The sequence below is a fragment of the Nonomuraea insulae genome (assembly GCF_042656245.1).
In genome coordinates, this window is the sequence record NZ_JBHSPA010000069.1 from 1 (window position 1) to 25,759 (window position 25,759).

The window sequence follows — 25,759 nt, forward strand, 5'->3', positions numbered from 1 at the left end:
GCCGGCAACATCATGCAGGGTGCCCGTGGCGGCATCGACATCCCCACCGATGAGATCGACAGAGTCAAAGCCCACCTCGCCCGCTACTACGAGAAGATGGGCGACAAACCGCCATGGGACCGCTGACCTGCGGCCGGCAGGAGCGGTTATGAGCGAACTGCGGCACAGTGATCCTGGCGAGCCGGGAATCATTCGGCGGCGCAAGGGGCGCGAGTTCCGGTACTCCCACGCCAGCGGACAGCCGGTGCGCGACCGGCGGACGCCGGCCCGGATCAAAGCGCTGGTGCTGCCGCCGACCTGGAGCGACGTATGGATCTGCCGCACCGCCGACGGGCACATCCAGGCGGTCGGCACCGACGCCGCGGGCCGGCGGCAGTATCGCTACCACGACGTGTGGCGGGCCGAGCAGGATCGCCTCAAGTTCGACCGGGTGGCCCAGATGGCCAGGCGGCTGCCACGATTCCGCGAGCAAGTGGCCGATCACCTCGGCCGGCGTGGCATGCCCCGTGAACGCGTGCTCGCCGCGGCGGCCCGGATGCTCGACATCGGCTTCTTCCGGGTGGGCGGTGAATCGTATGAAACCTTCGGCCTGGCCACGCTGAGGACGGAACACGTCATCTGTGACGAGGGGCGGGTGGTGTGCTCCTATCCGGCCAAGGGCGGCAAAGCACGCGAGGTGGAGATTCGCGACGCCGACGTGTGCAAGGTGGTTGCCGCGCTGCACCGCACCGGCGAGAAGGGTGATCTGCTGCGCTACCGGGCGGACGGAACGTGGATCGACGTGCGCAGCGATGACATCAACGACTACCTGCGCCAGACCATGGACTTCGAGGTGACGGCCAAGGACTTCCGCACTTGGCACGCCACCGTCCTGGCGGCCGTCGGCCTTGCCGTCTCCGCGCGGGCCCGGAGCAGGACCGGACGCAGACGGGCGGTGACCAGGGTGATACGCGAGGTCGCCGACTATCTGGACAACACCCCGCCGTGGCCCGAGCCTCCTATGTGGACCCTCGCGTGATCGAGGCATATCAGCGGGGCTGCACCATCGGCCATTCCCTGACCGAGCTCGGCTCTGAGACCGAGGAGGGCCAACTGGCCACCCACGGACCGATCGAACGCGCCGTCCTGTCCCTACTGCACAGCCCTGCCGCACCAGCAGGTCAACCCCGTTGATCAACACCCAGAAGTGAGGCGCTACCCGACTGACACGAGGAGCGCCTGCGGCGCCGCCTGTTTCATGCGGGTGCGCAACCACAGGAGCTGGGTCGCGGTCTCGGTCTCACACCGCCCGACGACCTGGGCCAGCTGAGTGTCACGCGCCCCTTGCGCTGCCTGCCCGGGTGCCGGCGAACAGGACGGAGTGCAGTCTTTGCGGTTCGTCGGGGGCGTCCTCGGCATTACGTTCGACGAACGGCGCCAGCCGGCCCACGTGATCGACGCGGAGCAGGTCAAGCTGGAGCGCCCGGAGGCGAAGTCGAGAACGAATGAGCTTGACCTGCGACGACGGATGTCCACCATCTAAGCATCGAGGTAGGGGCCGCTAGGCGTTGCCGTTCGGAGATGATTGCCAGGAGGGTGGATCTGTCCGAGCCGACTTTCTCGTCGGGTCTAGATGATCAATTCCAAGGGATGCCCGCGGAGAGTGCGGGGTGGTCGGCGGCCGAAGCCACCGCGAGACGGTCAGGCGGCGGGCTGGCGGCCCTGGTTGTCGAGGTGGCAGCGGGCGGTCAGGCGTCAGGGTCGACTTCGGGGTGCGTGAACCGCACGGGCTTGCCCAGCGACCGGGCGTAGGCGAGTTCGGCTCGGGTGCTGTCTCCGATGTAGTCGCCGACTATGAGCACCTCATCAGCGAGCCGGATCTTCGCCCGGTGCAGATCGTCGAGTCGAGCCTTCAGCGCGTCGGCCTCGACAGGATCGGACCAAAGTTCGTGCGGCGACTTCATGTCACAGCCCGGTTTGACGACAATCTTCCCGGCTTTGGTCTCCCGCAGATCGGCCTCGGTCATCTCGGTCATGAAGCGGGTGGAGCCGCAGATCACGACGATACGCGGGAGGCTCAACAGCTTCTTCGCGTCGGCGAGCTTCTCCTCGGGGGTGAGCAGTTGCGGGTATGACACTGCTTCCTCCTGGTGGTGTGGTCCAAGGGGTGCCTGCGGAGACGAGAACGAGGGTTTCCAAGATCGTTTTGTGACGAACGACGTGGACACCCTCGCGACAGCACTCTATGCGACGACCGACGACATGCTGAAAGAGCATCCCGACCTGGCGCTGTGGCGCCCGCCGGTCGGCATTACGCCCCGCCTGAGCGATGCCGAATTGGTCACCCTCGCCATGATGCAGGCCATACCCGGCTACAGCGGTTGCGTGGGCGGATCCGGCGGCATCACGCGAGGCTGGATCCGGGCCAGGTGGCTCCGCTCAGTACTGCCGCTGCTCCCCCTCTGGGGTGGCCTTGAGGCCGGCCACGGTGTGGGCAAGACGTTCGACTTCGAGACGGAGGAGAACACGCTGGCAACGCATGTCACGATGCCGAGCGATACGGTCTTCCTGGTCGTCGTCGGAGCGGCCGCGCACTTCTCACGCGCGGTGCCGGGGCCCTTCTGACTGATCGGGCGCCCACCGGTCGTGTGCGAGCGGCCACGTAGAGCCCTCCCAGGTGTGGGCGTGCTCGAGGGTTGTGCGCAGGTCTGCCCGCCGCCACTGGACCGCGGCCGCTTCGGCGCGGCGGTCAAAGCAGCACTGCGGACCCTGCACCGATCCGACCAGCTCGCCGCGAACCCGCTCATCGCCTCCGCACTGGCCGCCGGCACCGACCGGCTACGCGCCACGATCGAAAAACGCCGTCGCATACCTCGGCAACCAACCCAAAGGACCTGCACCTACCGCCGCAACCGACCAGCCCATCCTCAACTTGAGCGTCCGGCAACAGCGCCTCCAGCTCTTCGATCACCGTCGGCAGCTCACGTTCCCGCACTTGCCGCCAGCGCGGCAGCATGAAGTGGAGCCGGCGGACTGGCTCACTCCGCGCCGGTTCCGCTTGGGGGGCAGCCCACATATGCCCAGAACCCACATTGGGGGCAGGCCAAGTACGCCGGAGAGGGGCAGCCGCTTGACACAAAAGGGATCAGACGAGGACGTGCCCACCGTCCACGGTGAGGACCGTCCCGGTGGCGAATGGCTCTGTCATCAGGAACACGTAGGCTCGGGCGATGTCCTCGACCTCGCCGACCCGTCCCACCGGGATCGCGGCGCCGACGCCGGTGTACATCTACTCGCGCTCCTCTTCCCCCATCCCGGACCACAGCGGGGACCGTACGAAGCCGGGCGACACGGCGTTCACTCTGATGGGTGCGAGTTCGACGGCCAGCGCCTTGGTCAGCGCCTCGATGGCACCGCAGATGCTCGCCGCGACCGCCCAGCCCGGGCCGGGCCGGTCCTTGGCGGTACCGGTGGTGAGGGTGATCGAACCCTCCTTGCGCAGGTACGGCAGCGCGGCGCGGACCGCCCCCAGCGCGCCGAAGTAGCGCAGCGCGAAGAAACTCCGTGCCGCGTCCAGGTCGAGCGTGTCCAGCGGCATCAGCGTCAGCGGCTCACCGGCGGTGTAGACCAAGTGGGTGAACTCGCCAAGGTCGTCGAAGAGCCGGCCCACCGCCGGGGCGTCGGTGAGGTTGACGACGCGGCCGTCGCAGCGGTCGGGCAGCCGGGCGAGTGCGTCGTCGACGCCGGCCCGCCGGCTGGAGGCGACCGTGACCACGGCGCCCTGTCGCGCGGCCGCCTCCGCTGTGGCCAGCCCGATGCCCGAGGTGCCGCCGAGCACGACGACGCGTTGATCCTGCAGATCCATGACTCTGTCCTTTGGATACGGGGATTGCTACCCCTCTACGATGGGCCAGGCCCATCGCCGCAGTCCAAGACCCTCTACCCCGCCTGTAATACCCTATAGGCATCAAAGGCGGGAGGATGCGCTGGTGGACGTCGACCTGCGGAAGCTGCGATATTTTGTTGCGGTGGCCGAGCGGCTGCATTTCGGGCGGGCGGCCGAGGCACTCCACATCGCGCAACCCGTGCTGTCCCGCCAGATCCGGGCACTCGAGTTCGAGCTCAAGGTTCAGCTCTTCGTACGCACCAGGCGGGCCACCGAACTCAGCCCTGCTGGCGAGCAACTGCTCGCCGACGCCGGCCCGCTGCTGGCCTCGGCCGAGGCGCTGCGCCGCCGCGCCACTCGCGCCGCACGCGGCGCCGACAGCTTCACCGTCGGATTCATGCCCGGGTTGATCGTCACTGCGGCAGTGCGGACGCTGCGCGAACGTCACCCCGGTCTGACCGTGGAGGTGGTGCGCACGACCTGGGACGACCAGACCGAGGCCATCCACGACGGGCGGGTGGACATCGGCTACGTGCGCCTGCCGATCGACCAGCGCGGGCTGCGGGTCCGGCCGCTGATGAGCGAGCCGCGCGTCGCGGTGCTGCCCACCGGCCACCGTCTCGCGGGCAAGGACATGACGGACATCGCCGACCTCGCCGACGAGCACCTCCTCCAAGACCCCGATGCTGTTCCCGAATGGCGCGACATCGCCACCGAGCTGCGGCGGCCGGGAAGGCGTCGTACTGGGCCGGTCTTCCACGCTGTGGAGGAGAAGCTCGAACACGTCGCCGCGGGCCGCGGCGTCGTTGTCCTGCCGCTGTCGGTGGTGACCTTCTACACCCGGCCGGATGTCACCTACGTCCCGGTCACCGACATCGCGCCGAACCAGGTGTGCCTGGCCTGGGACAGCGCCCGCCGCAACCCCCTGATCGGCGAGTTCGCCACCATCGCGACCGACCTCGTGACCGATGGCCAGTGACCTGTCCGGTGACGCCTCGCGTACCGTCACCGACGCCGACGTGCTGCGCCGCAGCCTGCTGTTGTGCGTCTACGGCCTGGGCACCAACGTCGGGATCAAGCGGGTCGCCGACGGCGTGGCCGCGTCCGCCACGGCCGAGAACGCCGATAATGAAGCGGCGCTGCCAGGCATTGCGAGTGCCGAAAATCACGTCCGACGGTCTCACCTGCAAGTATTTGAGAGCAAAGATCATCTCTTAAGCGGGCGCTCAAGCGATTTTGTGCAGTCGGTTGCTGATCGTCGAGAGCAACGCCACCGCGGGACAGTCGTGCATATACGCCTGGTACGTGCCAGGCTCGATGTGACGCGCCGACTTCGCCGTGGTCGTCATCTGTTTCTCCTACCCAGGAGCGTGCCTGCTTCCGAATCGATCGGAACTCACTTGTTCATCGGCCGTGAAATACCGGTGTCGCTTCTCGGCGAAGGCCCGCGGGCCTTCCTTCGCGTCGTCCGAACCGAAGATCGCGGCGATGTGTGGCTGTTCGACGGCGAAAGCCTGCAATTCGGACATGGCGGCCGTGTTGCGCAGGGTGCGTACGACCGCCTCGACCGCGAGTGGGCCGTTGGCCGCGATCGAGGCCGCGATCCCCTGCGCGGTCTCCAACGCCTTCCCGTCGGGCACGACGTGGCCGACGAGGCCCGGTTGTTCGGCTTCGGCCATGTCGATGTGCCGACCGGTGAGCATGATGTCCGCCGCGACCGTGTAGGGAATCTGGCGGGAGAGCCGGTCGACGCCGCCGCCCGCTGGGTAGAGCGCCCAGCGAACGCGCGAGTTCGTCAGCGGCCGATTCGAGCCGGTCGGCGGTGGCGCGCATTGCCGCGCGGCGGGCCGCCTCGTCGTCCTTCCAGCTCTCGTACGCACGTTGGGCCGCGCCGAAAACGTGGTCGAGCTGATCGGCCCCGACCGATGGCGCGTGCGCGAACACCTTGCCGGTGGCCGGATTGATCACCCCGAAGGTAGCCGATGTGGACAGATCTCTACCGTCGACCGTCGCGCGGTATCGCCTCGTTGCGCTGCCTGCTCATGCGCTGCCTTCCATCGCGATGGCTCAAGTCGCCGTCCGGAATCAGGACGGGTTTGATCGTCACCCCCGACAGTGAATCGGCTTCGGCCTCGTTGATCTCGGCGAGTGGATAGGTGCGGATCAGCTTGTCGAACGGGAATCTGCCTTCGCGCCAGAACTGGAGCAGGATCGGGATGAACTCCCCCGGGACCGCGCTGCGGTATCCAGGCGCCCCTTGTGCATGTCGACCGCGACGATGTCCTCCGCGCCGGCGGCCATCACCGCCGCGAGCCCCACCCCACCGGCACCGTCGATGTTCTCGAGGCCGAACGGGCCATTGGGGGTCCGCAACACAGCGGCCTTGGTCGTCACCATCGCGTCGTTGCCTAGCTGACCGTGACCGGAAGGCGTTTGATGCCGTTCATGCCGCCGCCGATCAACTGGACCGGCTCGCCGACCTCCATCTTGGGCAGCTTGGTGAGGATCTGCCGGAACAGGGCCCGCAACTGTGCCTTCGCGACGCCGGCTCCGATGCAGTAGTGCGCGCCGCCACCCCCGAACGCGATGTGCCGGGTCGGCGGGCGGGTGATGTCGAAGGTCTCCGGATCGGAGAACACCGTCGAGTCCCGATTGCCCGAGCAGTAGAGCAGCCCGACCTTGTCCCCCGCGGTGATCTCAACCCCCCGGATGGTGACATCCCGGGTCGCGGTCCGCGCGAAGGTCAGAACCGGTGTCGCGTAGCGCAGGAACTCCTCGATCGCCCCCATGATCCGGCCGTCGAAGTCCTCGAGCAGCCAGTCCCGCTGCTCAGGGTGCTGAACCAGGTTGACGACGGTGTGGCTGGTCGTCTGCTTGGTCGTGTCGTTCCCAGCGACGCTCAACAGGAGCATCATGACGCCGATGTCCACGTTGTCGAGCTTGCGCCCGTCGACATCCGCGGTGACGAGCCTGGTCATGATGTCGTCCTTGGGATGCGCACGCCGGGCATCAGCCAGCTCGGCACCCATTCCCATCAAGAAGGCGACCTGCTGGTTCCCCCAATCCTGCGGAGTCACGCCGGCGGGCAGTTTGGTCAAGGTTTCAGGATCGCCGCGCTCGACGAGATTGTTGCCGGCCTCCGCGAACGCGGTGATCTGGTCCTCCGGAATGCCGATGAGATCCGCCACGGTCAGCATCGGGAGTTTCGACGACACCTCGGCGACGAAGTCGAACGAGCCCGCTCCGACAACGCGGTCGACGATCTGCTCGGCCCGCTGCTCGATCTGCTCGGTCAGCAGCCCGATCGCCTTCGGCGTGAAGGCCGAGCTGAGCACCTTGCGGTACGCGGTGTGCCGCGGCGGGTCCAGTTCCAGAAGGGACGCGGGCAACGGCGACCCTCCCTCAGCGCGAGGCGAGAGATAGGGCAGGCCGAGCTCGGAGCTGAACTGGTCGTGGTTGCGGCTGACGAAGCTGATGTCCTCGGCCAGCGCCAGCGCCCAGAATCCCGCCTCGCCGTGGACGGAGGCGGGCACGTCCCGCTCCTCCAACGGCAACTGCCAGCTCACCGGCGCGTTCTCGCGAAGCCACCGGAATGTCTCCTCGCGTTCGGCGAAGGACGAGTTCCAGAACTCGGCACTGGAGATCTCCCTGTCGCAAACAGGTGAGTGCGGCGTGCGGTGCAGTTTCATGTGTGCTCTTTCGGCTACGGTCGACGATCCGTTCAGCGCCGGATCGGACGTTGTCCCACAGCTCCGAGGGGACCCCTGACAACATCAACCTAGAACGCCGTTTCAGATCTTGCAACATGAATGTCCATGTGAGGCGGATATATCGGACGCGATCAGTCGCAAACATGAAACCAGCTTCTATCGACGACAGAGGCGTCGTCGCCCCGGATCAGGCCGAAGCGTGCTGCGAGCGAGACTTTCGCGACGAAGCGGCACGCCGGGCACGCGTGCTCAACAGGACGTCGGCGACACCTTCGACCTGGGGCAGCGTTTCCGCAAGGGTGGCCCGTCCGTTGGACATGCGATTGACCGCGTCGACCAGAACACAGCCGATCGCGAGCCGGATGTAGGAGAGGTCATCGCGGGGTTCCGCCGCGAGCAGGTGATCGAACGCGGCATCGAAGGCGTTACTTCCCTGCCCGATCACTTGCTGAACATCCGGATCGGACGAGGCCGTCACCTGCATCATGAGCGCGGCCATGCCGGGAGCTCGATCGAACGCCTGTAGGACGCGGCGCAGGAAATCCTTCATCAGCGGCAGGGAATCGACGTTCTCATCGCGCTTCGACGACATGATCCTGCGCGTGACTTTGCCCTGCCACTCGAAGAATGCGGCGGCCAGGAGGTGGTCCTTCGAGCTGAAATACCGGTAGACGGTGCCCAGTGCGACCCCGGACCGGTCGGTCACGTCCCGCATCTGGATCGAGGTCGTGCCGGATTCGGCGACCAGCGCGATCACGGTCTCGATGAGCCTTGCCCTGCGGGCGAGCTGACGACTCGTCATCATCTCGATCGGGACCGGGACCTGCGAATCTGCGTCGGCCACGGCAGTATTTATATCACGCACCATCGTCTCGACCGCTCGACGAACGCAGGGTCTCCCGGATGACGCGGCGCAGGAGTTTACCGGTTTCCGTGCGCGGCAGCGTCTCGACGAACTCGTACCGGCGTGGGCATTTGGCCCGGGTCAGCGACGAGCGGCAGTGCGCGTCCAGTTCGCCGGACACCTGTTCGCTGTCATGATTCCCGTCGGCGAGCTGGACCACGGCAACGACTTGCCTGCCGCGACGGCCCCTCCCGGCGCGCACAGAGTGCACGAGTTCGGCCGTTACGAAGCATTCGTGCAGTTCGACCAGGTCGAGGTCTTCCGGCGACACACCGGCATGCTCATACGCGTGGTCGGCCGCCAGCCTGCTGAGCGTGTTGACGTCCGGCAGGACCTGGCGTTGGCCACGTTGTACACCGGCGCTCCGGTCTGCCCGATCTGCTTCTGCAGGTTCTGGCCGAAGTTCGCGGCACCGCCGAGGAGATTGCCGGCACCGAGGATGCCGATGTCGTTGATGCCGACACCACCGATCGGGAAGGTCGTCAGCCGCAGCTTCATCCCGATCCGCACATGGGCCGGATCAGGCGCGGAGTTGACGACCACGCCTGGGACAGTGGTCCCGGCACTGCCGCATTGTGGGCTGGCTGACGTTACTGGCCCGGAGACTGCCGGCGGCACTGCGCGCCCCGACTGGTGACGCCGGGACGCTGCCGCGCTGGCACCGGCCTCTGATCGCACGGCACTGGACCCACCCGAACCGGAGGATGGGACGGCCTGCGACCGATCCGGCGGTCGTAGCGTTGATCCAGCAGATGGCGCGGGAGAATCCGCGCTGGGGTTACGAGCGCATCCGAGGCGAACTCATCGGCGGCCGGCCGGTCGAACACCGGCCACGACCGCTGCTCGACATGACGCAGCAGCGCCTTGACGTACAGCTGCTGCTTGCCGCCGAATCGGAGCAGACCAGGCCGGTGCTCTCCAGCACTCGACGAGATCTCCGAACGGGCCTCCGCTCCCTTCGGGGCCTGATGACGCTGACGGTCAGGGATCCGCTTGAGCCCGATAGCTATGACCTGGTCATTTCTCGGAAAGGCGGACCTCTTGGCGAGGGTGTGGACCAAGGTGTCGCGTTAGCGTCGGCGGCGTGGAGATCGACGTGGTGCTGCCCTGCCTGAACGAGGCGGCGGCCCTTCCGTGGGTGCTCGGGCGGATGCCGGACGGCTTTCGCCCGATCGTGGTCGACAACGGCTCGACCGACGAGTCCGCGAAGATCGCGGCCGGGCTCGGTGCGATGGTGGTGTGCGAGCCCCGGCGCGGGTTCGGCGCGGCATGCCATGCGGGGCTGGTCGCCGCAGTCTCGGACGTCGTTTGCTTCATGGACGCCGATGCGTCGTTGGACCCCGGTCAGCTGCCTCGGGTGAGCGGACCTGTCGTGTCCGGTACGGCCGACCTCGTCCTCGGCCGCCGTGTTCTCCGGCCGGGCGCGTCATGGCCGGTGCACGCCCGGCTCGGCAACGCGGTGCTGGCTCGGAGGCTGCGCCGCCGTACCGGTGCCTCGCTGCACGATCTGGGGCCGATGCGAGCGTGCGGACGTGTCGCGCTGCTCCGGCTGGGGCTCGTCGACCGGCGTTTCGGTTATCCATTGGAGATGGTGCTTCGTGCCGGGGCGGCGGATTGGCGCATCCGCGAGACGAAGGTGGACTATCTACCCCGCGAGGGCAGGTCGAAGGTGACCGGCACGGTACGCGGCACACTGCGGGCGATCAGCGACATGCGCCGGGTCATGGCCCGGCGGGAGGGGGCGGCGTGAATCCAGCGAACGGCCGGGACATCGAGGTTGCGGCGGTGACCCCGCGGTCATGCTACGCAGCCGCGCTCGCCGGGCTCAGGGCGGCGCTATGACGAGGGTGCTGGTGACCGGTGCGGCCGGGTTCATCGGGAGTCATGTGGTCGAGGCGCTGGAGGCGAGCGGCTACGAGGTGGCCGGACTCGACCTTCGGTCCGGCGACGACGTTCGCGACTCGGCCGTTCTCGATCGGCTGCTGCCGGAGGTCGACGTGGTCGTGCACCAGGCGGCCAAGGTCGGGCTCGGCGTGAACGTGGCGGACCTGCCGGACTACGCCTCGGTCAACGTGTACGGGACGGCCGTGCTGCTGGCGGCGATGGCGGAGCACGGTGTCGGACGGCTGGTGCTGGCGTCCTCGATGGTGGTCTACGGCGAGGGCGCCTACGAGTGCGCGCGGCACGGCCGGGTACGGCCCGGTCCTCGATCCGCCGCGGACCTGTCGCGAGGGTCCTTCGAACCCCGCTGTCCCCGATGCGGTGAGAGCATGGCCTTCGCCGCCATCGACGAGGACGCGCCGGTGGATCCGCGCAACGCGTACTCCACCACCAAGCTGGCGCAGGAGCATCTGGCCGCCAACTGGGCGCGCGAGACCGGCGCGATGGCGACCGCCCTTCGCTACCACAACGTGTACGGCCCCAGGATGCCGAGGGACACACCGTACTCGGGCGTCGCGGCGATCTTCCGGTCCGCGCTGGAGGCCGGTCGCCCACCGCGGGTGTTCGAGGACGGCGGGCAGATGCGCGACTTCGTCCACGTCCGCGACGTCGCCGACGCCAACGTCGCCGCCCTCACCCGCGGCGAGCCCGGAACGCTGACCGTCTACAACATCGCCAGCGGCGAGCCGCACACCGTCGGCGAGATGGCCTCGGCGCTGGCGGCGCAGCGGGGCGGCCCTGAGCCGGTCACCACCGGGGAGTACCGGCTGGGCGACGTTCGCCACATCGTGGCCGCACCACACCGGGCGGCGGCCGAACTCGGCTTTCGGGCGCGCGTCGGATTCGCCGAAGGGATGAAGGAGTTCGCCGACGCCTCGCTGGCCTGACCCCTCGGATGCCAGTCTCAGAGGGTCTGTTCCGGCGCCTTTGGCGGGTCGGGACATGACGCCGGACGGTGTGGCCGTCGGAGGGTCTGTTCCGGCGCCATGGGCAGGGCGGGACATGACGCCGGACGGTGTGGCCCGCCGCCGCTTCGCCGGCGCGGCCGTTCTCCTCCTCTGCCTGGTCTGCGTGCTCGCGCTGACGATCACCGGGGGCACGTTCTACACCGACCGCGCAGGCCTGCTCTGGCGGTACGCGCTCGCGTGGGCGCTCTTCGCCGCGGCGGTGTGGACCCTGCGCAAGGTACCGGGGCGCCAGGCAGCGTTCCTGGTGGTCACCGGAGGCCTCGCGGTGACCGCCACGGGCCTCCTCGCGCCTCCGGCCACCAGCACCGACTCCTACCGCTATGCCTGGGACGGCCGGGTGCAGGCGGCGGGCGTCTCTCCCTATGACCACGCCCCGGCCGACCCCGCGCTCACGCGGCTGCGCGACCGCTGGCTCTTCCCAGAGGGCGCCGGCTGCGATGGCCCGGACCGCTACCCGATCCCGTCCGGCGAGGGCATCCGATCGTGTACGCGGATCAACCGCTCCACCGTCCACACGATCTACCCGCCACTGGCGGAGGCGTACTTCTGGGTCGTGCACCGGCTCTCGCCCGAGGGGTCGCGGCACAAGCCGCTCCAGATCGGCGGAGCGCTGCTGGCGCTGGGGACGACCCTCATCCTGCTGACCGCGCTCCGGCCCAGGGCTCCCTCGCGGGCCGCCTGGTGGGCGTGGTGCCCCGCGGTTCCGATCGAGTCGGCGAACAACGCCCATGTCGACGCGCTGGGCGTCCTGCTCACCGTCATCGCCCTGATCATCGCGAACCGGCACAGAGCCGGCGGCGGCCTGCTGCTCGGCGCGGCAACCGCCGTCAAGTTCCTGCCCGCCACGGCCGCACCCGGGATGCTCTCCGGGCTCCTGGCCAGAGACGGGCCTCCCGCGCGGCGGCGCGCGATCGACGCCCTGGCGATCTTCGGGCCCGCCCTCCTCGTCGTGACGCTCGCGTATCTGCCGTACACGCTGGCGTCCCACGCGTCGGTCCTCGGCTATCTCTTCGGCTACCTGGGTGAGGAAGGCTATGCCGGCACCGGCGGCGACCGCCGCTACGCGGTGCTCCGTCTGGTCCTGCCCGATGCGTGGGCCCTGCCCGCCGCCCTCGCCGTTCTCACGGCCGTTGTCCTGCTCGTGCTTCGCCGGGGCGATGCCCACCGGCCGTGGCGTGGAGCCCTGGTGGTGACCGGTACCGCGTTCCTCGTCTTCACGCCCGGATACTCCTGGTACGCCCTGCTGGTCGTCGCGCTGGCCACCCTCGACGGCCGCTGGGAATGGCTCACCATCCCGCTCGCCGGCGCCGTGTCCTACCTGAGCCCTCAACCCGGCCTCGGAACTGCCGCCTACGCTGTCGCGGCGCTCGCGGTCGTCGCAGGCTGTGTCACACGCGTGCTGCTCAACGATCCGCCCTGCTCAGCACGGCGTGCCGCACCGCGTACAGGAGCCCTGAGACGCCGAAGAGCACCAGAGTGACCAGCAGCCACCGCGCGAGATAAGGAGAGGTGCTCAGGCCGACCGCCGGGCGATAGGTGCGCTCGGCGCCGCGGAGGATGAGCGGGAACCACACCACCAGCAGCAGTCCGGACAGCGCGGCCGGCACCCGCAGGTGATTGATCACGGCGGGCCGCCGCGTCCGGCGTGGGCGCGATACTCGCCTGGTCAGGGCCTGGGTGGCGGCGTCGGCCGCGGAGTACAAGGGATACAGCACCAGATCGTGCAGGATGATCGCGCCCACGAACCACGCGGCGAACCCCAGCCAGATGCCGGCGGCGACCACCCGGGTGGCGGCATAGCCGGCGACCACGAAGCAGGCCACCAGCACAAGAAGGTGCCACAGGGGGGCGCCGTAGACGTTCACCCGCCGGTTCACCGCCTCTCCTCGCGGAAGTCGAGTTCGCGCACCCATTTCGTGTTGTGCACACCAGGGGCGTTCGGCACGATGATCCGCGCCGGGTATCCGTGGTCGAGCGACAGGTCGGCGCCGTTCACCCGCAGCGCGAGCAGCGAGCGCGGGTCGGCCACCTGCCCGGCGCTGAGCGACGCCTGGCCGAAGTAGCCCACGCGCTGCAACGACCTGGCCGTGACTCCCGCCGAGCCGGGCGGCACTCCGGCCAGGCGGGCCAGGTCCGCGAGCCGTACGCCGGTCCAGGTCTGCTCGGTCGACCACCCCTCCACGCAGGCGATCGGAAGGGCGTAGGTGTGCAGCGGCATCGCCAGCAGGTCCTGGTGGGACAGGTGGAGCCGGTCCGCGCCGGCGACCACCAGCCGCCACCCCTCGCCCGTCTCCGCCGCGGTGATGCCCAGGCTCGCCGCCGTCTTGTTGATCTGGAAGTCGTTGGGCCCGGTGCCGTACTCCCGCCCGCGCGGCGCCAGCAACGCGGTACGGCGCAGCGGCCCGTCCACCGTCTGACCTACCGACAAGCCGAACATCATCACCGAACCCCCGCCGACGAACGCCAGCAGCCCGCGCCGGGACATGGTGGGCGGCGCCGGATCCGCGGCTACCAGGCCATCGGGGTCGGGCGGTTCCTGCCGCGTGCCTTTCAGGCCCGTGCGCAGCTCACGGCGCAGGTCCCGCGAGCGCACCGCGCCGATCGCCTTCGGCAGGCGCACGACGACGTGGACGACGAGCGCGGCCAGGAAGATCCACGCGCCGTACAGATGCGCCGGGTAGAAGGAGAACGGGAAGACGTAGAAGAGCTGGATGTTGAGGATCCCGGTGACGAACTGGAACACCGCGCCGCCCACCAGGAGCACCAGGCTGGCCCGCTCGACGGCCTCGGCGATCGAGCGCGCGGGCGGCCAGGCGAACAGCTTCGGGATCACCGACCACAGTTTGGCCAACAGCACCGGCACCAGCGTCAGCCCGACGATGACATGGGCGCCCTGGGTGAGCCGGTACATCCAGACCGGATTCGTGGGCCAGTCGAAGAGGTAGAAGCCCAGCAGGCCCTTGGTGGGGGTGGTGTCGTTTCCCGGCAGTCGCGGCTCGTAGGCGGCGTACGACAACAGACCGGTGGCCGCGACGATGACCAGCCCGACCAGCAGGACCAGGCCGAGCACTGACGTGAGCCACGGGCCACGCAGCGGGCTCCGCCAGAACCCGGGCCGGAACGGCCCGGGAGGCCCGCCACGCAACCACGCCGCCAAGCGCGTCTCCCCGCCGGTCGCGTCACGCCCACGGGCGCGTCTGGGCGGCGTATCCGGCATTGATCCCCCCGAAGCCGATGTCGGATGTTGCTGTCCTTACCGCTTACGTCGCCTTTCATGCCTCGTCACGGTACGCATTCGCCCATGCCCGATCGCCCCGGCCGGGGCGATTCCTTACAGAGTGCGGACGGCACCCGCTGCGGCGGCTCTGCCCGCTCCTCACGGTGACAGGCTCCGATGCATGAGCTTGATACGTGCCGTCGAGGCGTTCGGCGAGTCGTTGTCCGGCAGGTTCACCAGCCGGCTGCGCTCCGAGCAGGTGGCGGCGAAGCTGGGGATGTGGCTGGGGATCAGCTTCACCGTCGCCTTCGCCACCGGTCTGTTCAGCCACTTCACCCAGCATCCGCCTGCCTGGCTGCTGTGGCCGTCGCGGCCGGTCAACCTCTATCGGGTCACCCAGGGCCTGCACGTCATCGGTGGCATCGCCACGGTCCCGCTCCTGCTGGCCAAGCTGTGGACGGTCTACCCGAAGCTGTGGCAGTGGCCGCCGCTGCGCTCGGCCGGGCACGCCGCCGAGCGGCTGTCCGTGCTCCTGCTCGTGGCGGGGGCGCTGTTCCAGCTCGTCACCGGGCTGTTCAACATCGCCTACACCTACCTGTGGCCGTTCGGCTTCGTCCAGGCGCACTACTGGACCGCGTTCATCGTCTACGGCGCGCTCGTCATCCACGTCGTCAACGAGTGGGCCAAGGTCCGGCGGCACCTGTGGACGCGTGTGCGGGACCAGGACCGTCGCCGGTTCCTGTACACGATCGCCGCGGCCTCGGGCCTGGCGGCGCTGGCGACCGCCGGCGAGGCGGTGACGCCCTTGGAGCGGCTGGCCGTGCTGGCGCCGCGTGACCCGGACGCCGGGTCGCAGGGTGTGCCGGTCAACCGGTCGGCGGTGGCGGCCGGGGTGACGGCGACGAGCCGCGATCCGGCGTACCGGCTGGTCGTGATGGGAGCGGTGCGTACGCGGCTGTCGCTGAGCTACGACGAGCTCGCCCGGATGCCGCAGCACACGGTCAGGTTGCCGATCGCGTGCGTGGAGGGCTGGAGCGTGGAGTGCGAATGGTCGGGGGTACGTCTGCGTGACCTGATCGCCCTGGCCGGCGGCTCTCCGGAGTCGTTCCTGACGGTCGAGTCACTCGAACAGCGCGGCTACTACCGCAGCAGCGAGGTACGGCCACCGCACTGGAACGATCCGCTGACCCTGCTCGCGCTCAAGCTCAACGGCCGCCCGCTCGACGCCGACCACGGTTACCCGGCACGGCTGATCGCGCCCAACCGGCCGGGTGTCATGCAGACCAAGTGGGTCGCGAAGGTGAGGGTCGCATGAGGTGGATCGGCTACGTCGCCGGCGTCGCGCTGGTGGGGCTCGGCTTCGCCGGGCTGGTCATGGACAGCGATCCGATCGGCTGGGCGTGGTGGTTCGGCGGCGTCCTGGTGGCGCATGACGCGATCCTGGCGCCCGCGGTCCTGCTGGCCGGGCTGGTCCTGGGCCGCACGGGCCGGTGGGCGAAGGCGGCCGCGGTCGTGGCCGGCACGGTGACGCTGGCGACTCTGCCGACCGTGCTGGCCCTGGGCCGGCGGGCCGACAACCCCTCCATCCTCCCGCTCGACTACCTACGCAATCTGCTGCTGGTCCTGGCCGCGCTCGGGCTCGCCGCGCTCGTTCCCCGGCTCAGGGCCGGAACCGGGCTGCTCGGTCTGCTGCTCGGTCTGCTGGCCGGGCTGGTGGCGGGCCTGCTCGTGGCCTGCCTGATGACCGTCGTCGGCGTGATCGACGCCAGGCAGTGGGCGCTCTTCCTGGCTCACTCCGCGCTCCTCGGCACCGTGCTGGGCGGGGCCTTCGGCGCCCGGCTCGACCGCCTGGCCGGCGCCCTCGTCCGCGGGATGATCGCGGGGTTGATCGCCTGGGGCGTCTGGACGCTGACGCTGCTACCCATCCTTCTCGGCAACGCTCCGAGCTGGACGATCACGCCGGGCGACCTCCGGTCCCTCGTCGGCGAAATCCTGCTCGGCGGACTCACCGGCACGCTGCTGTCCGTCATGCTCAACCGCGTCCCAGGGCGAACGAGTGCCGTCCTGGACCGTGCTCGCCCTGACCGAATGGGCTGACGTCAGCATGTCGTAAGGACTGAGCACCCTGCGTCACCTTACTGTCGATCACGTGGCCCAAATCATCATCATCGCCAAGGAGCCGGTGGCCGGGAGGGTCAAGACCCGGCTGACCCCGCCGTACAACCCCGACCAGGCCGCAGCCCTCGCCGAGGCCGCTCTGCGCGACAGCCTGCTCACCGTCTCCGCGACACCCGCGAGCCAGCGGATACTCGCCCTGGACGGGCTGCCGGGCAGCTGGCTGCTCCCCGGATTCGTGGTGATCCCGCAGCGCGGCACGGGCTTGGACGAGCGTTTGGCGGCGGCGTTCTCCGACGCCTACCGGCTCCGGCCGGAAGCCGTCGTGCTGATCGGCATGGACACTCCGCAGGTGACTCCCGCTCTGCTCGGGGAGGCGGTGGAGGGTTTGGAGCGGCACGACGCCGTGTTCGGGCCTGCCGCGGACGGCGGCTTCTGGCTGCTCGGCCTGCGCGAGCCGGACCCTTCGCTGTTGCTCGGGGTGCCGATGTCGCATCCGGAGACCGGCAAGCTCCAGCTCGACCGGCTGGATCGGGCGGGACTTACCGTCCACCTGCTGCCCGAACTGACCGATGTCGACACTGCGGCGGACGCGGTCGCGGTGGCCGAGCAGGTGCCCTCCTCCCGCTTCGCCGCCACACTACGAGGGCTGGGCCGGTGATCGGGCAGATCTACGCCGACGCGCTCGGCGGAGCGCCCGCCGAGATCGAGTACGTCGACGGCACCCGTGTCGTGCTGGAGACCGCGCGCTGGTTCGAGCCGGTAGCCGGCGACGAGGCGCTCCTGAGCAGGTGCACCAGCCCAGCCCTGGACGTCGGCTCAGGTCCCGGCCGGCTCACCGTCGCACTGACCCGCCGTGGCGTTCAGGCGCTCGGCATCGACATCACCCCTCGCGCCGTCGCCCTCACCCGCAGAGCGGGAGGGTTCGCCCTGCTCCGGGACGTATTCGACGAGGTCCCGGGCGGTGGCCGATGGGCGACGGCGCTGCTCGCCGACGGCAACATCGGCATCGGCGGCAACCCCGAGACGCTGCTGCGCCGGGTCAGGCAATTGGTCCGGCCGGGTGGGAACGTCGTGGTCGAAGTCGCAGCACCCGAGACGAAGAGCCGGGTCGACCGTGTACGGCTGCGCCACGGCCCGCTCGCCGGGGACTGGTTCGGCTGGGCGACCGTGTCGGTGAGCGACATCCAGCGTGTCGCGCGTGCCGGCGGCTTCCCGGTCGTGGACTGCTGGACGGCTCACGGCCGCTGGATGGCCTGTCTGAGCTGAGGCTGCGTTCCTCAAAGGGGGTGCGCAGGTACGTAGCGGGGAGGCGACCATGCGCCGCCCCGCGGGATGAGGCTATCCGCGGGTCCATTGTCGGCCCTGCCAGGCCGGGTCCAGCGGGGTGTGGGCGATGTGGTTGGTACTTCGCCCACCGCTTCCGTGCGCTGGTCGGATTGACACCCACCGAGTACCGGCGACGCCGTCGAGCACCCCGGTCAGAACGGCGGCGCCGGCGGTCAGCAGGACGCCGCCGCGGGCCCTGATCGTGTGTTCAAGGAGGACGCCGCCCCCACGCGACTATTCTGATTCCCCTGCCGGGGCATCCGCGCTCGCGGCGCGAAGAAGCGCTGCCAACTGTTCCTGTTCTGCTTCGGTCAGTTCCTGGCAGCCCTTGTTCAGCGACTCAACCGTGAGGAAATCCGCTGAAGAGCCCATGGACACACCTCCATCCCTCAGCCGAGAAACACTTGATGCCCCATGGGCGGCCAGGGCGAACCCGATGAACGGTATGCATATCCCCGCTCGGCTTCCAAGGGGGAGCAAAGCGCAATTTGTCGCACACGAAGTAGCAGTCATCCATGCGTCATCATAATATGCGAGAAAAGTTCCTGGTGTAGGCGCCAATGCGGTGGTTACCATTCAGATATGGACGTCATGCGCAAGTCCGAGATATCCGGGGCTGCCAGACCGACAGGCCCCCAACCTCCCCAGCGCCCCTCACGGCCGATCCGAGAGGCACTATTTCCCGTGATCGTTTCCGTAATGGTCATGGTGATGATGCTGGGCTTCTACGACTACCTCAATACCAAAAGCGTCAACTCGCTTCGGCTGTTCATGGGAATTCCAGCCATCATTCTTGCCGTGCTGGCGCTCGTGATCACGGCACGACGACGCCAGGAGAAGAACGAACGCAGAGAGGAAGCGCTCCGCGAGCTGCGCTCGGCTGAAGGGGCATTGAAGAGTTCGGACCGCCTGGAACTCGGCAAGCTGTGGACGACAACTCAATCGCGGCTGAACTACTACCACGAGCTCGCCACCGACCATGCCCAGCAAAGTTTTCGCAACGCTCAGATCGCGGCCTGCACAGGATTCGCCCTGTTGCTGACGTTCGCCATAATAGCGGTGTACGCCGATGATCCGCAGTCCACCATCGTCAGCGGCGTCCTGGGCGCCATCGCAGCGGCGCTGGCCGGCTACATCGGCCGTACCTTCATCCGCTCCCAGGAGAGCGCGGCCAGCCATCTGCATGCGTATTTCGACCAGCCGGTCAAATTCTCTCGTTATCTTGCCGCAGAACGACTCATCGCCGAGATGATGGCACTGCAGCCTGAACAGCGTGCCGCCATCAGCGGCGAACTCCTGCGCACTATCATCGCGCCTGATGTGTTTTCAGGCACGTCATCTTCAGGCGGCACGTCACCACCTCCAGTTCCCGCACCTTCCGTTCCGCCACCTTCAGGCATGCCAAATGGTCATAACCAGCATCGGCGCTTGCATTGGCCTTTCCTGGGCCGGATGTGAGCGAAACTCCAAGCATGATCGATCCGACCGGCTACGGGGCGCGTACCAGGCCCACTCCCCGGTCGGCGATGTCCTCCTGAGGCCAGCGGCGCTGACGTCGGCGCCGGCCAGCGGTTCTACCTGCCGGCCGAGGGGTCGGCGCCGCCCGCTGGCGCAGGCCGGCCCGGCAGCCGCACCTGCAACGGCTCGGCCCCATGTTCGGAGGGCGGATGCGCGAGGGGCAGGAGCTGCGGTGATCGACTTCAGCGTCCTGGGCCCGCGAGGGGTTCACGCTCAACTCGCTCGGCTGCGTCTACGTCGACAAGGGAGAATACGCCGACGCACTGTCCTGCTTCAGTGAGTCGTTGTCCCGCTTCCGGCCAGCGCCAGCGCGCACGCGATCACCAGCGCCGTCGCGCCCGGCGTGCGACGCCCATAGCGGCCGGCCAGGCCCGGCACCTGCTCATGGAAGGTCTGCCGCGCGCACTCCAGGTTGATGCACACCAGGCGTCGTAACCTCAGCTCGATCACCATGGGCAGCCCGTCCACCGGACGATCGGCCAGGCGCCGCCGGTGATAGCCCGGCCAAGTGCGGCAAGAGCACGTTCACCATGTCACGGTTGCACACGGTTCACGGTCTCATCCAGAGCAACGGAGCGTGTATGGAACGGCACACATTGTCACCACAGGAATCTTGGCAGAGCCCTTGGAGTGATACCCCCGATTAGCAGGCGCCCGGCTGATCGAATCCGCTGGAGATGCGTAACCGAGCGAGCTGGGCGTCGACTCGGTCAAGGTCGTCGAGAACATGTGGGATCTCCGAGCGCAGGTCGTCGGCGGATTGGAGCAGCCGTTGCGCCGCTCTGAGGTCACCTCGGTCGGCAGCCAGGCGGGCGAGCGCGTCCGACGCGAGCACCTGGACTTCCGCGTCCCCGGCACTGAGTGCTTCCTCGAGTACCGACGCCAACTGTTCGGCGGCGCGTGCGCTGCCGGTTGCGGACGAGAGTGAGGCCAGCAGGCATCGGGTGAGTAGGGCACCGTCCCCTCCGCCGGATGCGCGGTACCACCTGTCGGTCTGTTCGAGCAGGATTAGGGCGGTGTCGAGCCGGCCCGAGGCCCGCAGCAGCCTGGCAAGGTTTACTCGAGCTGTGGCCGCGATCCGGAGGTCACCGCTGTGGCCGGCGGCGACGAGGGCACGCTCCAGGGTTTCGATGGCTGCCACCGTGTTGCCGGCTCGCTGCTCAACGCGCCCGAGCGTGGTCAGGTGGAGAGCCGCCTGACCGAGGAACCCGAGGCGTTCGGAGGCTGCGGCCGCGCGGGCAAGGAAGCTGGCGGCCTCGTCGAGGCGGCCGTCGGCCTGGGCGATGGCGCCGAGCATCCCGTCGGCATGGACGAGCGCCCAGGAGTCACCGATGGGGGTCAGGAGTTGCATCGCTTCGTTGGCCGCTTCGGTGGCGCTGGTGGTGTCGCCGAGCATGATCGAGGCGTACGACGCGAGGACCAGGCTCGTGGCCACCTCCCAGTCGAGCCCGAGCGACCGGTAGACCGTGCGGCTCGCAGTGGCCAGTTCGAGCGCGTCCTGCGGGCGGCCCTGCTGGATGCGCAGGAAGGCCAGATGCCGGTGGGCGTCGGCTCGGAGTTGGTCGTCGGCCAGCTGTTTCGCCAAGCAGAGCCCTTCGTCGAGATCGGCCTCGGCCTGGTCGAGGTTGCCGGCCGATGTTTCGAGCCATCCCGCGAGGAGCAGACCGGTCGCCCGTGCTCTCGCTGTGACGAGCGACCCAGCCGCCTGGAGCGCGCCTCGGACGTGCGTGGCTCCGGCGACGCCGTCGCCGTGCACGACCCAGGTCCAGCCGAACCCGGTCGCGATGCGGACCCCGAGCTGTTGGTCGTGCTCGGCGGACCAGGTGAGGGCGGCGTCGATATTGGCCCGTTCTGCCCGGACCACGGCAAGGCAATCGGGCTGGCGTTTGCCGCGCACCGTCGCGTCGCAGCGATCGGCGGCCGCCGCGAGCCACGCGGCGTGCGCCGCGCGCGCGTCGTCCACGAGGCCGGACTCGCGGAGACGGTCGAGCGCGAAGTCCCGGATGCTGTCGAGCAGCCGGTAGCGCACCGCGCCTTCCGGGGTGACCTCGACGCTGACCAATGATCGATCGGCGAGACGGTCGACGACGTCGACGACCGACGCCTGGGGCACCCCCAGGGCAGTGAGAACGTGCTCCGCCGCGTCGAGAGGTGCTCCGTCCGCGAAACAGGAGAGCGCCCACAGCCCTCGCTGCTCGTCGGGGAACAAGAGCTCGTAGCTCCACCCGATCGCCGCGGCCAGCGCCCGGCGCCGCTCGGGGCGACGGCTGGTCGGGTCCTGGAGCAGCGCGAAGCGGTCATCGAGTCGTCTGGCGATGTCCTGCACCGACAGCGACCTGACCCTGGCTGCCGCCAGCTCGATGGCCAGGGGCAGTCCGTCGAGAGACAGGCATACCTCCTCGACAGACGTGGCGGTCTCGGCGTCCAGCACGAACTGCTTGCGGATCTCGGCCGCCCGGCCCGCGAACAGGGCCACAGAGTCCGCGATCGACAGCGGCGCCAGCTGGTAGACCGTCTCGCCGTCCAGGTCGAGGCGGACCTGGCCCGTCGCCAGCACCCGCAGCTGGGTCGTGGCATCCAGCAGCTCGCTGGTCAACTCGGCCACGCCGTCGACGACGTGTTCGCAGTTGTCGAGCACAAGGACGGTCTCGGCGCCGGTGAACCGTTCGATCAGCATCTGTTTGCCACCCGGCAGGCGCAACGTCTCCGCGACCGTCCGAGGGATTGACATGGTGGTGTCGACGCCGTCGAGTCGCACCAGCCACACTCCCCCGGGTGGCGCGAGTCCGCGGGCCACCTCGATGGCCAGGCGGGTCTTGCCGACGCCGGCCGGCCCGACAACCGTCACCAGGCGCCGGTGGCGCAGGAGGGCATGGACCGCGGAGACCTCGGCCGCCCGCCCCACCAGCGATGACGACAGTGCGGGCAGGTTACCGACCGGTCCGGCAAGCACGGACGGTCGCCCTCCGGCGGAATCGAGGGCCCGGCTCTGCTGCAGGATCTGGTCTTCCAGGGCGCGCAGACTGGGGCCTGGGTCGAGGCCCAACTCGTCGACGAGCAGTTCGCGCACTCGCGTGTACGCTGCGAGCGCGTCAGCCTGGCGGCCCATCCGATAGAGCGCCGTGATCAGGCAGCACCACAGCCCCTCGCGGAGCGGGTACTGGCTGACGAGCCCCTCCAGCTCCCCGATCACATCGCCACCGAGACCCAGGTCCACCCGTGCCGCCAGCTGGTCCTCCAGCAAACCGAGGCGCACCTCCTCCAGGCGCGCGCGGTGCGGCTGGAGCCAGTCCCCCTCTCCTGCGTCGGCCAGCACGTCGCCGCAGAACAGCGCCAGCCCTTCGGTGGACACCTCGAGGGCAGCAGCCGCGTCACCAGTACGCCGCGAGGCGGTCGCCGACGCGGCGAGCCCGACGACGTGCAACGCATCAACGCTGTCGGGGTCGGCGTTGAGGGTGTAGCCGTCGTTCCCGCTGGTGACCAGACCTGGTTCGGCCAGCGCCCGTCTTAGCTGGGACACTTTCGACTGGAGCGTGTTCCTGCCCGTGGCGGCGCCGGCCCAGAGGTCCTCGATGATCCGCTCGGCCCGCACCGGCCGCCCGGCTTCGAGGGCGAGCCGGACCAGCACCTCGGTGGTCTTGCCCGACGGCAGCGGGAGCCGCTCCCCGTCGCGGCGAACCTCGGTGGGCCCGAGCACAGCCACGGTGATCACCCCTCGAGGGTATGCCCGCCGCGAGCACGACCGCCAGGTCCGCGTCAGCGCATCGTCAGCGGCTCGGTCAACAGTGGGCCCATGCCCGATGACATCCACGACCTGGTCCGCCGGCTGATCGGCAACGACGACACCGCTCCCCCGGAGATCCTCGAGCGGGCCAAGACCGACAGCGATCCACTGCTGCTCGTGGCCGCGGCGCTGACCGCGGACCAGCCCGACGAGTTCCTCGCCAGGGCCGCCGGGAACGCCACCACGACCAGGGACCGACAACTCGTCGCCATCGCCGCCGCTCACGCTCGCGGCGACGGGGACCTGCTCGACGCACTCGTCCGAGACCACCTGAGCGACCACCCCGACAACATCCTCGCGGCCTGGATCGCCGCCCAGCACACCTCCGCCGGCTGACCCGCCAGCACCAACCAGAAGGAGTCACCATGCGCAACCTCCAGATCACCCCAGCAACCAACCGCACCCAGATCCCCTCACGCCGAGCCGCCACCCGGTGGATGGCGACCTTCCTCGGAATCCCGTTGGCCGGCTACGCCGGCTGGCTGGTATCCGGACCCGTCGACAGCGCCGGCGCGGCACTCCTCAGCGGCGCGATCACCGGTGCCGCCCTCGGCGCCGTCCAGGCCTGGGGTCTCGGCCGCAACCGTCCCTCCGCCGCTGCCTGGATCGCAGCGACCACGCTCGGGCTGATGGCCGGACTCGGCATCGGTGCGACGATGGTCGACTACGACACCAGCCTCACCGCGCTCGTCGTCCAGGGCGCCATCTCCGGCCTCGCCGTCGGACTCGCCCAAGCCCTGGTACTCCTGCCGCGACTCGGCGTCGTGGCCCTCGCCTGGCCACCCGCCCTCGCAGCGATCTGGGCGGCCGGGTGGGCGGTCAGCACCGCCATCGGTGTCGATGTCGACCAGCAGTTCGTCATCTACGGCGCCAGTGGCGCCCTCGTCGTCACCGCCCTGACCCTCGTGCTCCCCCTCGCCCTCAACCGGACCGGCGAGGACGCGTCATGACCCGCCACGTCGTGTTCGGCTCCGGTCAGGTCGGCCGCCTCGTCGTCGAACAGCTCGTCCGCCAAGGCTTCGATGTCGTCGCCGTGAATCGCACCGGCCAGGGCGACCTGCCCGGCGCGCACATCGTGGGCGGCGACGCCACCGACCCGGCGTTCACCACCCGGGCCGCCGCTGGCGCGGACGTCGTCTACTTCTGCCTCAACGCCGCGAACTACGCACGCTGGGCCGAGGAGCTCCCGCCCCTGCAACGCGGGGTACTCGCCGGCGCCGAAGCCGCCGGCGCGCGCCTCGTCGTCCTGGACAACCTCTACGCCTACGGCCCCACACACGGCCGGGACCTCGTCGAAACCCTCCAGGCGCGTCCCACATCCACCAAGGCATCGACCCGCGCCGCCATGACCACCGAACTCCTCGAGGCGCACCACACCGGCCGAGCCGAGGTAGCCATCGGTCGCGCCTCGGACTACTTCGGTCCCGGCACCACCCACTCTGCACTCGGCGAGACAGTGTTCGCCACCGCGCTGACCGGTCGCGCCGCACAGGTGATGGGCAACCCCGACCAACCGCACAGCTACTCGTACACGCCCGATGTCGCCGCCGGGTTGATCAACCTCGGCACCCAGCCGGGCACCACCGGGGCGATCTGGCATCTGCCCGTCGCCCCAGCCCGCACCACCCGACAGATCATCGACCAGGTCTACGAACTCGCCGGCCACCGCCCGCGCACCCTCGCGGCTGGACGCACCACGTTGCAGCTGTTCGGACTGATCAAGCCGGCGATGCGGGAGTACCTCCACACCCTCTACCAGTTCACCGACCGATGGGTCGTTGACGACACCAAGTTCCGCATGGCCTACGGCGGCCTCGCCACCCCCCTGAACGACGCGCTTGCCACCACCCTCCGGTGGTACCGCGATGCCTCCGAGCGCGCCTCAGCCGTCGAACGCCCGTAACGGGCTCCGACCACTTAAGACGCCAGCGGCACGACGGCCACTCCTCGGTAGCAACGATCGCGGCAGGGTCGCCGGGATCCGGCAGATCGCTACGTTCACTGGAAGGGACCTCCGCTCCCGCTCCCCACGCGAGACCCGGAGACCCTCATATCTGTGGACGACTCTCCCCTGCCCCGAGGGCCTGCCTCCTCCCATGGGCAGGGACGGCGTGAAGACGGGGAGCAGCTCGGCTCTACGAACACAGCTGACCTGCCTGGCTGCCCACGTCCCCCAGAAAACAACGTGGCCCCTCGGACGTCAGCGCGGCCGTCGTGCCGGTGGCATGTGAATCACCGACCGGGACTGTACGGTTTTCGGCTCTGGCCCGTAATCGGTGGTGGCGCTGAGTGATCTTCATTGCAGCAGGATGCGGTGGCGCAGCAGGTCGAACCCGGCACGGCCGTGCATCAGCCGCTCAACGGTGTTCCGCGCCTTTGTAAAGATCGGCGTCGTGGCTGACGGGCCT

The 25,759-nt window shown here is 69.0% G+C and carries 26 protein-coding genes and 3 pseudogenes; 15 read left to right on the forward strand and 14 right to left on the reverse strand.

What is annotated here, in order from left to right:
- Positions 1-148 precede the first annotated feature (148 nt).
- Together ACFPZ3_RS48635 and ACFPZ3_RS48640 are read left to right on the forward strand one after the other, a co-directional pair.
- Positions 149-1,018: a DNA topoisomerase IB gene (locus ACFPZ3_RS48635; RefSeq protein WP_379521227.1), complete on the forward strand. Its 870-nt coding sequence runs from the start codon at positions 149-151 to the stop codon at positions 1,016-1,018.
- Positions 1,019-1,369: 351 nt separating this feature from the next.
- Positions 1,370-1,522, forward strand: a complete 153-nt coding sequence (locus ACFPZ3_RS48640) for a hypothetical protein (protein ID WP_379521228.1) — start codon at positions 1,370-1,372, stop codon at positions 1,520-1,522.
- Between the two features lie 205 nt (positions 1,523-1,727).
- Here the strand turns inward: ACFPZ3_RS48640 and ACFPZ3_RS48645 are convergent, their stop codons facing one another.
- Positions 1,728-2,117: a hypothetical protein gene (locus ACFPZ3_RS48645; RefSeq protein WP_379521229.1), complete on the reverse strand. Its 390-nt coding sequence runs from the start codon at positions 2,115-2,117 to the stop codon at positions 1,728-1,730.
- 70 nt (positions 2,118-2,187) lie between these two features.
- Between ACFPZ3_RS48645 and ACFPZ3_RS70360 the strand changes: the two are divergent.
- Positions 2,188-2,418: pseudogene (locus tag ACFPZ3_RS70360) on the forward strand (hypothetical protein); the annotation flags it as partial.
- Between the two features lie 706 nt (positions 2,419-3,124).
- Here ACFPZ3_RS70360 and ACFPZ3_RS48655 read toward each other — a convergent pair.
- A pseudogene (locus tag ACFPZ3_RS48655) lies at positions 3,125-3,844 on the reverse strand (SDR family oxidoreductase).
- Positions 3,845-3,968: 124 nt separating this feature from the next.
- Between ACFPZ3_RS48655 and ACFPZ3_RS48660 the strand changes: the two are divergent.
- On the forward strand, positions 3,969-4,844 hold the full coding sequence (locus ACFPZ3_RS48660) for a LysR family transcriptional regulator (RefSeq protein WP_379521231.1): 876 nt from the start codon (positions 3,969-3,971) through the stop codon (positions 4,842-4,844).
- A gap of 379 nt (positions 4,845-5,223) precedes the next feature.
- Here ACFPZ3_RS48660 and ACFPZ3_RS48665 read toward each other — a convergent pair whose 3' ends face one another.
- From ACFPZ3_RS48665 to ACFPZ3_RS48695, 7 genes and pseudogenes are all read right to left on the reverse strand, one after another.
- Positions 5,224-5,745 carry an enoyl-CoA hydratase-related protein gene (locus ACFPZ3_RS48665; protein WP_379521253.1) on the reverse strand — a complete coding sequence of 174 codons (522 nt, stop codon included), beginning with the start codon at positions 5,743-5,745 and terminating at the stop codon, positions 5,224-5,226.
- Positions 5,660-5,857: pseudogene (locus tag ACFPZ3_RS48670) on the reverse strand (aldehyde dehydrogenase family protein); the annotation flags it as partial. The gene ACFPZ3_RS48665 and the pseudogene ACFPZ3_RS48670, both read right to left, overlap by 86 nt.
- A 171-nt stretch (positions 5,858-6,028) precedes the next feature.
- Complete coding sequence (locus ACFPZ3_RS48675) at positions 6,029-6,262, reverse strand: hypothetical protein (protein WP_379521232.1); 234 nt, start codon at positions 6,260-6,262, stop codon at positions 6,029-6,031.
- A gap of 11 nt (positions 6,263-6,273) precedes the next feature.
- Complete coding sequence (locus tag ACFPZ3_RS48680; protein WP_379521233.1) at positions 6,274-7,554, reverse strand: cytochrome P450; 1,281 nt, start codon at positions 7,552-7,554, stop codon at positions 6,274-6,276.
- Between the two features lie 208 nt (positions 7,555-7,762).
- Positions 7,763-8,419: a TetR/AcrR family transcriptional regulator gene (locus ACFPZ3_RS48685; protein ID WP_379521234.1), complete on the reverse strand. Its 657-nt coding sequence runs from the start codon at positions 8,417-8,419 to the stop codon at positions 7,763-7,765.
- A 13-nt stretch (positions 8,420-8,432) separates the two neighbouring features.
- Positions 8,433-8,750 (reverse strand): AMP-binding enzyme, encoded by a 318-nt coding sequence (locus tag ACFPZ3_RS48690; protein ID WP_379521235.1) that lies wholly within the window; start codon positions 8,748-8,750, stop codon positions 8,433-8,435.
- A complete protein-coding gene (locus ACFPZ3_RS48695; RefSeq protein WP_379521236.1) occupies positions 8,702-9,022 on the reverse strand; it encodes a hypothetical protein in 321 nt (106 codons plus the stop codon). Before ACFPZ3_RS48695 ends, ACFPZ3_RS48690 begins: the two co-directional genes overlap by 49 nt.
- A gap of 541 nt (positions 9,023-9,563) precedes the next feature.
- Between ACFPZ3_RS48695 and ACFPZ3_RS48700 the strand changes: the two genes are divergently transcribed.
- The 3 genes from ACFPZ3_RS48700 (at position 9,564) to ACFPZ3_RS48710 (ending at position 12,868) form a co-directional block, all read left to right on the forward strand.
- On the forward strand, positions 9,564-10,229 hold the full coding sequence (locus ACFPZ3_RS48700; protein WP_379521237.1) for a glycosyltransferase family 2 protein: 666 nt from the start codon (positions 9,564-9,566) through the stop codon (positions 10,227-10,229).
- An 88-nt stretch (positions 10,230-10,317) separates the two neighbouring features.
- A complete protein-coding gene (locus ACFPZ3_RS48705; protein WP_379521238.1) occupies positions 10,318-11,307 on the forward strand; it encodes an NAD-dependent epimerase/dehydratase family protein in 990 nt (329 codons plus the stop codon).
- Positions 11,308-11,422: 115 nt separating this feature from the next.
- Positions 11,423-12,868 (forward strand): glycosyltransferase 87 family protein, encoded by a 1,446-nt coding sequence (locus ACFPZ3_RS48710; protein ID WP_379521239.1) that lies wholly within the window; start codon positions 11,423-11,425, stop codon positions 12,866-12,868.
- Here ACFPZ3_RS48710 and ACFPZ3_RS48715 read toward each other — a convergent pair.
- The gene (locus tag ACFPZ3_RS48715) at positions 12,792-13,265 is read right to left on the reverse strand and encodes a hypothetical protein (protein WP_379521240.1); all 474 of its coding nucleotides are present in this window, start codon (positions 13,263-13,265) and stop codon (positions 12,792-12,794) included. The two genes, ACFPZ3_RS48710 and ACFPZ3_RS48715, sit on opposite strands and share 77 nt — an antisense overlap.
- Positions 13,262-14,545, reverse strand: coding sequence for a molybdopterin-dependent oxidoreductase (locus tag ACFPZ3_RS48720; protein WP_379521241.1), 1,284 nt, complete (start codon positions 14,543-14,545; stop codon positions 13,262-13,264). The genes ACFPZ3_RS48715 and ACFPZ3_RS48720 overlap by 4 nt, the downstream gene beginning before the upstream one ends.
- Before the next feature lie 241 nt (positions 14,546-14,786).
- Here ACFPZ3_RS48720 and ACFPZ3_RS48725 point away from each other — a divergent pair, with 241 nt between their 5' ends.
- The 4 genes from ACFPZ3_RS48725 to ACFPZ3_RS48740 are packed head-to-tail and all read left to right on the forward strand — an operon-like array spanning position 14,787 to position 17,989.
- On the forward strand, positions 14,787-15,920 hold the full coding sequence (locus tag ACFPZ3_RS48725) for a molybdopterin-dependent oxidoreductase (RefSeq protein WP_379521242.1): 1,134 nt from the start codon (positions 14,787-14,789) through the stop codon (positions 15,918-15,920).
- Positions 15,917-16,702, forward strand: a complete 786-nt coding sequence (locus ACFPZ3_RS48730; RefSeq protein WP_379521243.1) for a hypothetical protein — start codon at positions 15,917-15,919, stop codon at positions 16,700-16,702. The genes ACFPZ3_RS48725 and ACFPZ3_RS48730 overlap by 4 nt, the downstream gene beginning before the upstream one ends.
- Before the next feature lie 52 nt (positions 16,703-16,754).
- Positions 16,755-17,381, forward strand: a complete 627-nt coding sequence (locus tag ACFPZ3_RS48735; RefSeq protein WP_379521244.1) for a TIGR04282 family arsenosugar biosynthesis glycosyltransferase — start codon at positions 16,755-16,757, stop codon at positions 17,379-17,381.
- Positions 17,378-17,989 (forward strand): class I SAM-dependent methyltransferase, encoded by a 612-nt coding sequence (locus tag ACFPZ3_RS48740; protein WP_379521245.1) that lies wholly within the window; start codon positions 17,378-17,380, stop codon positions 17,987-17,989. Before ACFPZ3_RS48735 ends, ACFPZ3_RS48740 begins: the two co-directional genes overlap by 4 nt.
- Before the next feature lie 294 nt (positions 17,990-18,283).
- Here ACFPZ3_RS48740 and ACFPZ3_RS48745 read toward each other — a convergent pair whose 3' ends face one another.
- Positions 18,284-18,421 carry a hypothetical protein gene (locus tag ACFPZ3_RS48745; protein ID WP_379521246.1) on the reverse strand — a complete coding sequence of 46 codons (138 nt, stop codon included), beginning with the start codon at positions 18,419-18,421 and terminating at the stop codon, positions 18,284-18,286.
- A gap of 312 nt (positions 18,422-18,733) precedes the next feature.
- Here ACFPZ3_RS48745 and ACFPZ3_RS48750 point away from each other — a divergent pair, with 312 nt between their 5' ends.
- A complete protein-coding gene (locus tag ACFPZ3_RS48750; RefSeq protein WP_379521247.1) occupies positions 18,734-19,507 on the forward strand; it encodes a TRADD-N-associated membrane domain-containing protein in 774 nt (257 codons plus the stop codon).
- A gap of 333 nt (positions 19,508-19,840) precedes the next feature.
- Here the strand turns inward: ACFPZ3_RS48750 and ACFPZ3_RS48755 are convergent, their stop codons facing one another.
- Both ACFPZ3_RS48755 and ACFPZ3_RS48760 read right to left on the reverse strand, forming a co-directional pair.
- Entirely contained in the window at positions 19,841-20,020 is a 180-nt protein-coding gene (locus ACFPZ3_RS48755) for a hypothetical protein (RefSeq protein WP_379521248.1), read from the reverse strand.
- Positions 20,021-20,210: 190 nt separating this feature from the next.
- Positions 20,211-23,279 (reverse strand): BTAD domain-containing putative transcriptional regulator, encoded by a 3,069-nt coding sequence (locus ACFPZ3_RS48760; RefSeq protein ID WP_379521249.1) that lies wholly within the window; start codon positions 23,277-23,279, stop codon positions 20,211-20,213.
- 81 nt (positions 23,280-23,360) lie between these two features.
- Here ACFPZ3_RS48760 and ACFPZ3_RS48765 point away from each other — a divergent pair, with 81 nt between their 5' ends.
- The 3 genes from ACFPZ3_RS48765 to ACFPZ3_RS48775 are packed head-to-tail and all read left to right on the forward strand — an operon-like array spanning position 23,361 to position 25,254.
- Positions 23,361-23,687: a hypothetical protein gene (locus tag ACFPZ3_RS48765; protein ID WP_379521250.1), complete on the forward strand. Its 327-nt coding sequence runs from the start codon at positions 23,361-23,363 to the stop codon at positions 23,685-23,687.
- A gap of 29 nt (positions 23,688-23,716) precedes the next feature.
- Positions 23,717-24,301 (forward strand): hypothetical protein, encoded by a 585-nt coding sequence (locus tag ACFPZ3_RS48770; protein ID WP_379521251.1) that lies wholly within the window; start codon positions 23,717-23,719, stop codon positions 24,299-24,301.
- A complete protein-coding gene (locus tag ACFPZ3_RS48775; protein ID WP_379521252.1) occupies positions 24,298-25,254 on the forward strand; it encodes an NAD(P)H-binding protein in 957 nt (318 codons plus the stop codon). The genes ACFPZ3_RS48770 and ACFPZ3_RS48775 overlap by 4 nt, the downstream gene beginning before the upstream one ends.
- Positions 25,255-25,759: the final 505 nt, after the last annotated feature.

Bases quoted from the DNA above. Each gene is read 5' to 3' on its own strand.
- ACFPZ3_RS48745 (WP_379521246.1), bottom strand. From the start codon at position 18,421: ATGGGCTCTTCAGCGGATTTCCTCACGGTTGAGTCGCTGAACAAGGGC.
- ACFPZ3_RS48775 (WP_379521252.1), top strand. From the start codon at position 24,298: ATGACCCGCCACGTCGTGTTCGGCTCCGGTCAGGTCGGCCGCCTCGTC.
- ACFPZ3_RS48705 (WP_379521238.1), top strand. From the start codon at position 10,318: ATGACGAGGGTGCTGGTGACCGGTGCGGCCGGGTTCATCGGGAGTCAT.
- ACFPZ3_RS48675 (WP_379521232.1), bottom strand. From the start codon at position 6,262: ATGGTGACGACCAAGGCCGCTGTGTTGCGGACCCCCAATGGCCCGTTC.
- ACFPZ3_RS48765 (WP_379521250.1), top strand. From the start codon at position 23,361: ATGCCCGATGACATCCACGACCTGGTCCGCCGGCTGATCGGCAACGAC.
- ACFPZ3_RS48770 (WP_379521251.1), top strand. From the start codon at position 23,717: ATGCGCAACCTCCAGATCACCCCAGCAACCAACCGCACCCAGATCCCC.
- ACFPZ3_RS48680 (WP_379521233.1), bottom strand. From the start codon at position 7,554: ATGAAACTGCACCGCACGCCGCACTCACCTGTTTGCGACAGGGAGATC.
- ACFPZ3_RS48730 (WP_379521243.1), top strand. From the start codon at position 15,917: ATGAGGTGGATCGGCTACGTCGCCGGCGTCGCGCTGGTGGGGCTCGGC.
- ACFPZ3_RS48755 (WP_379521248.1), bottom strand. From the start codon at position 20,020: ATGGTGATCGAGCTGAGGTTACGACGCCTGGTGTGCATCAACCTGGAG.
- ACFPZ3_RS48710 (WP_379521239.1), top strand. From the start codon at position 11,423: ATGACGCCGGACGGTGTGGCCCGCCGCCGCTTCGCCGGCGCGGCCGTT.
- ACFPZ3_RS48725 (WP_379521242.1), top strand. From the start codon at position 14,787: ATGAGCTTGATACGTGCCGTCGAGGCGTTCGGCGAGTCGTTGTCCGGC.
- ACFPZ3_RS48635 (WP_379521227.1), top strand. From the start codon at position 149: ATGAGCGAACTGCGGCACAGTGATCCTGGCGAGCCGGGAATCATTCGG.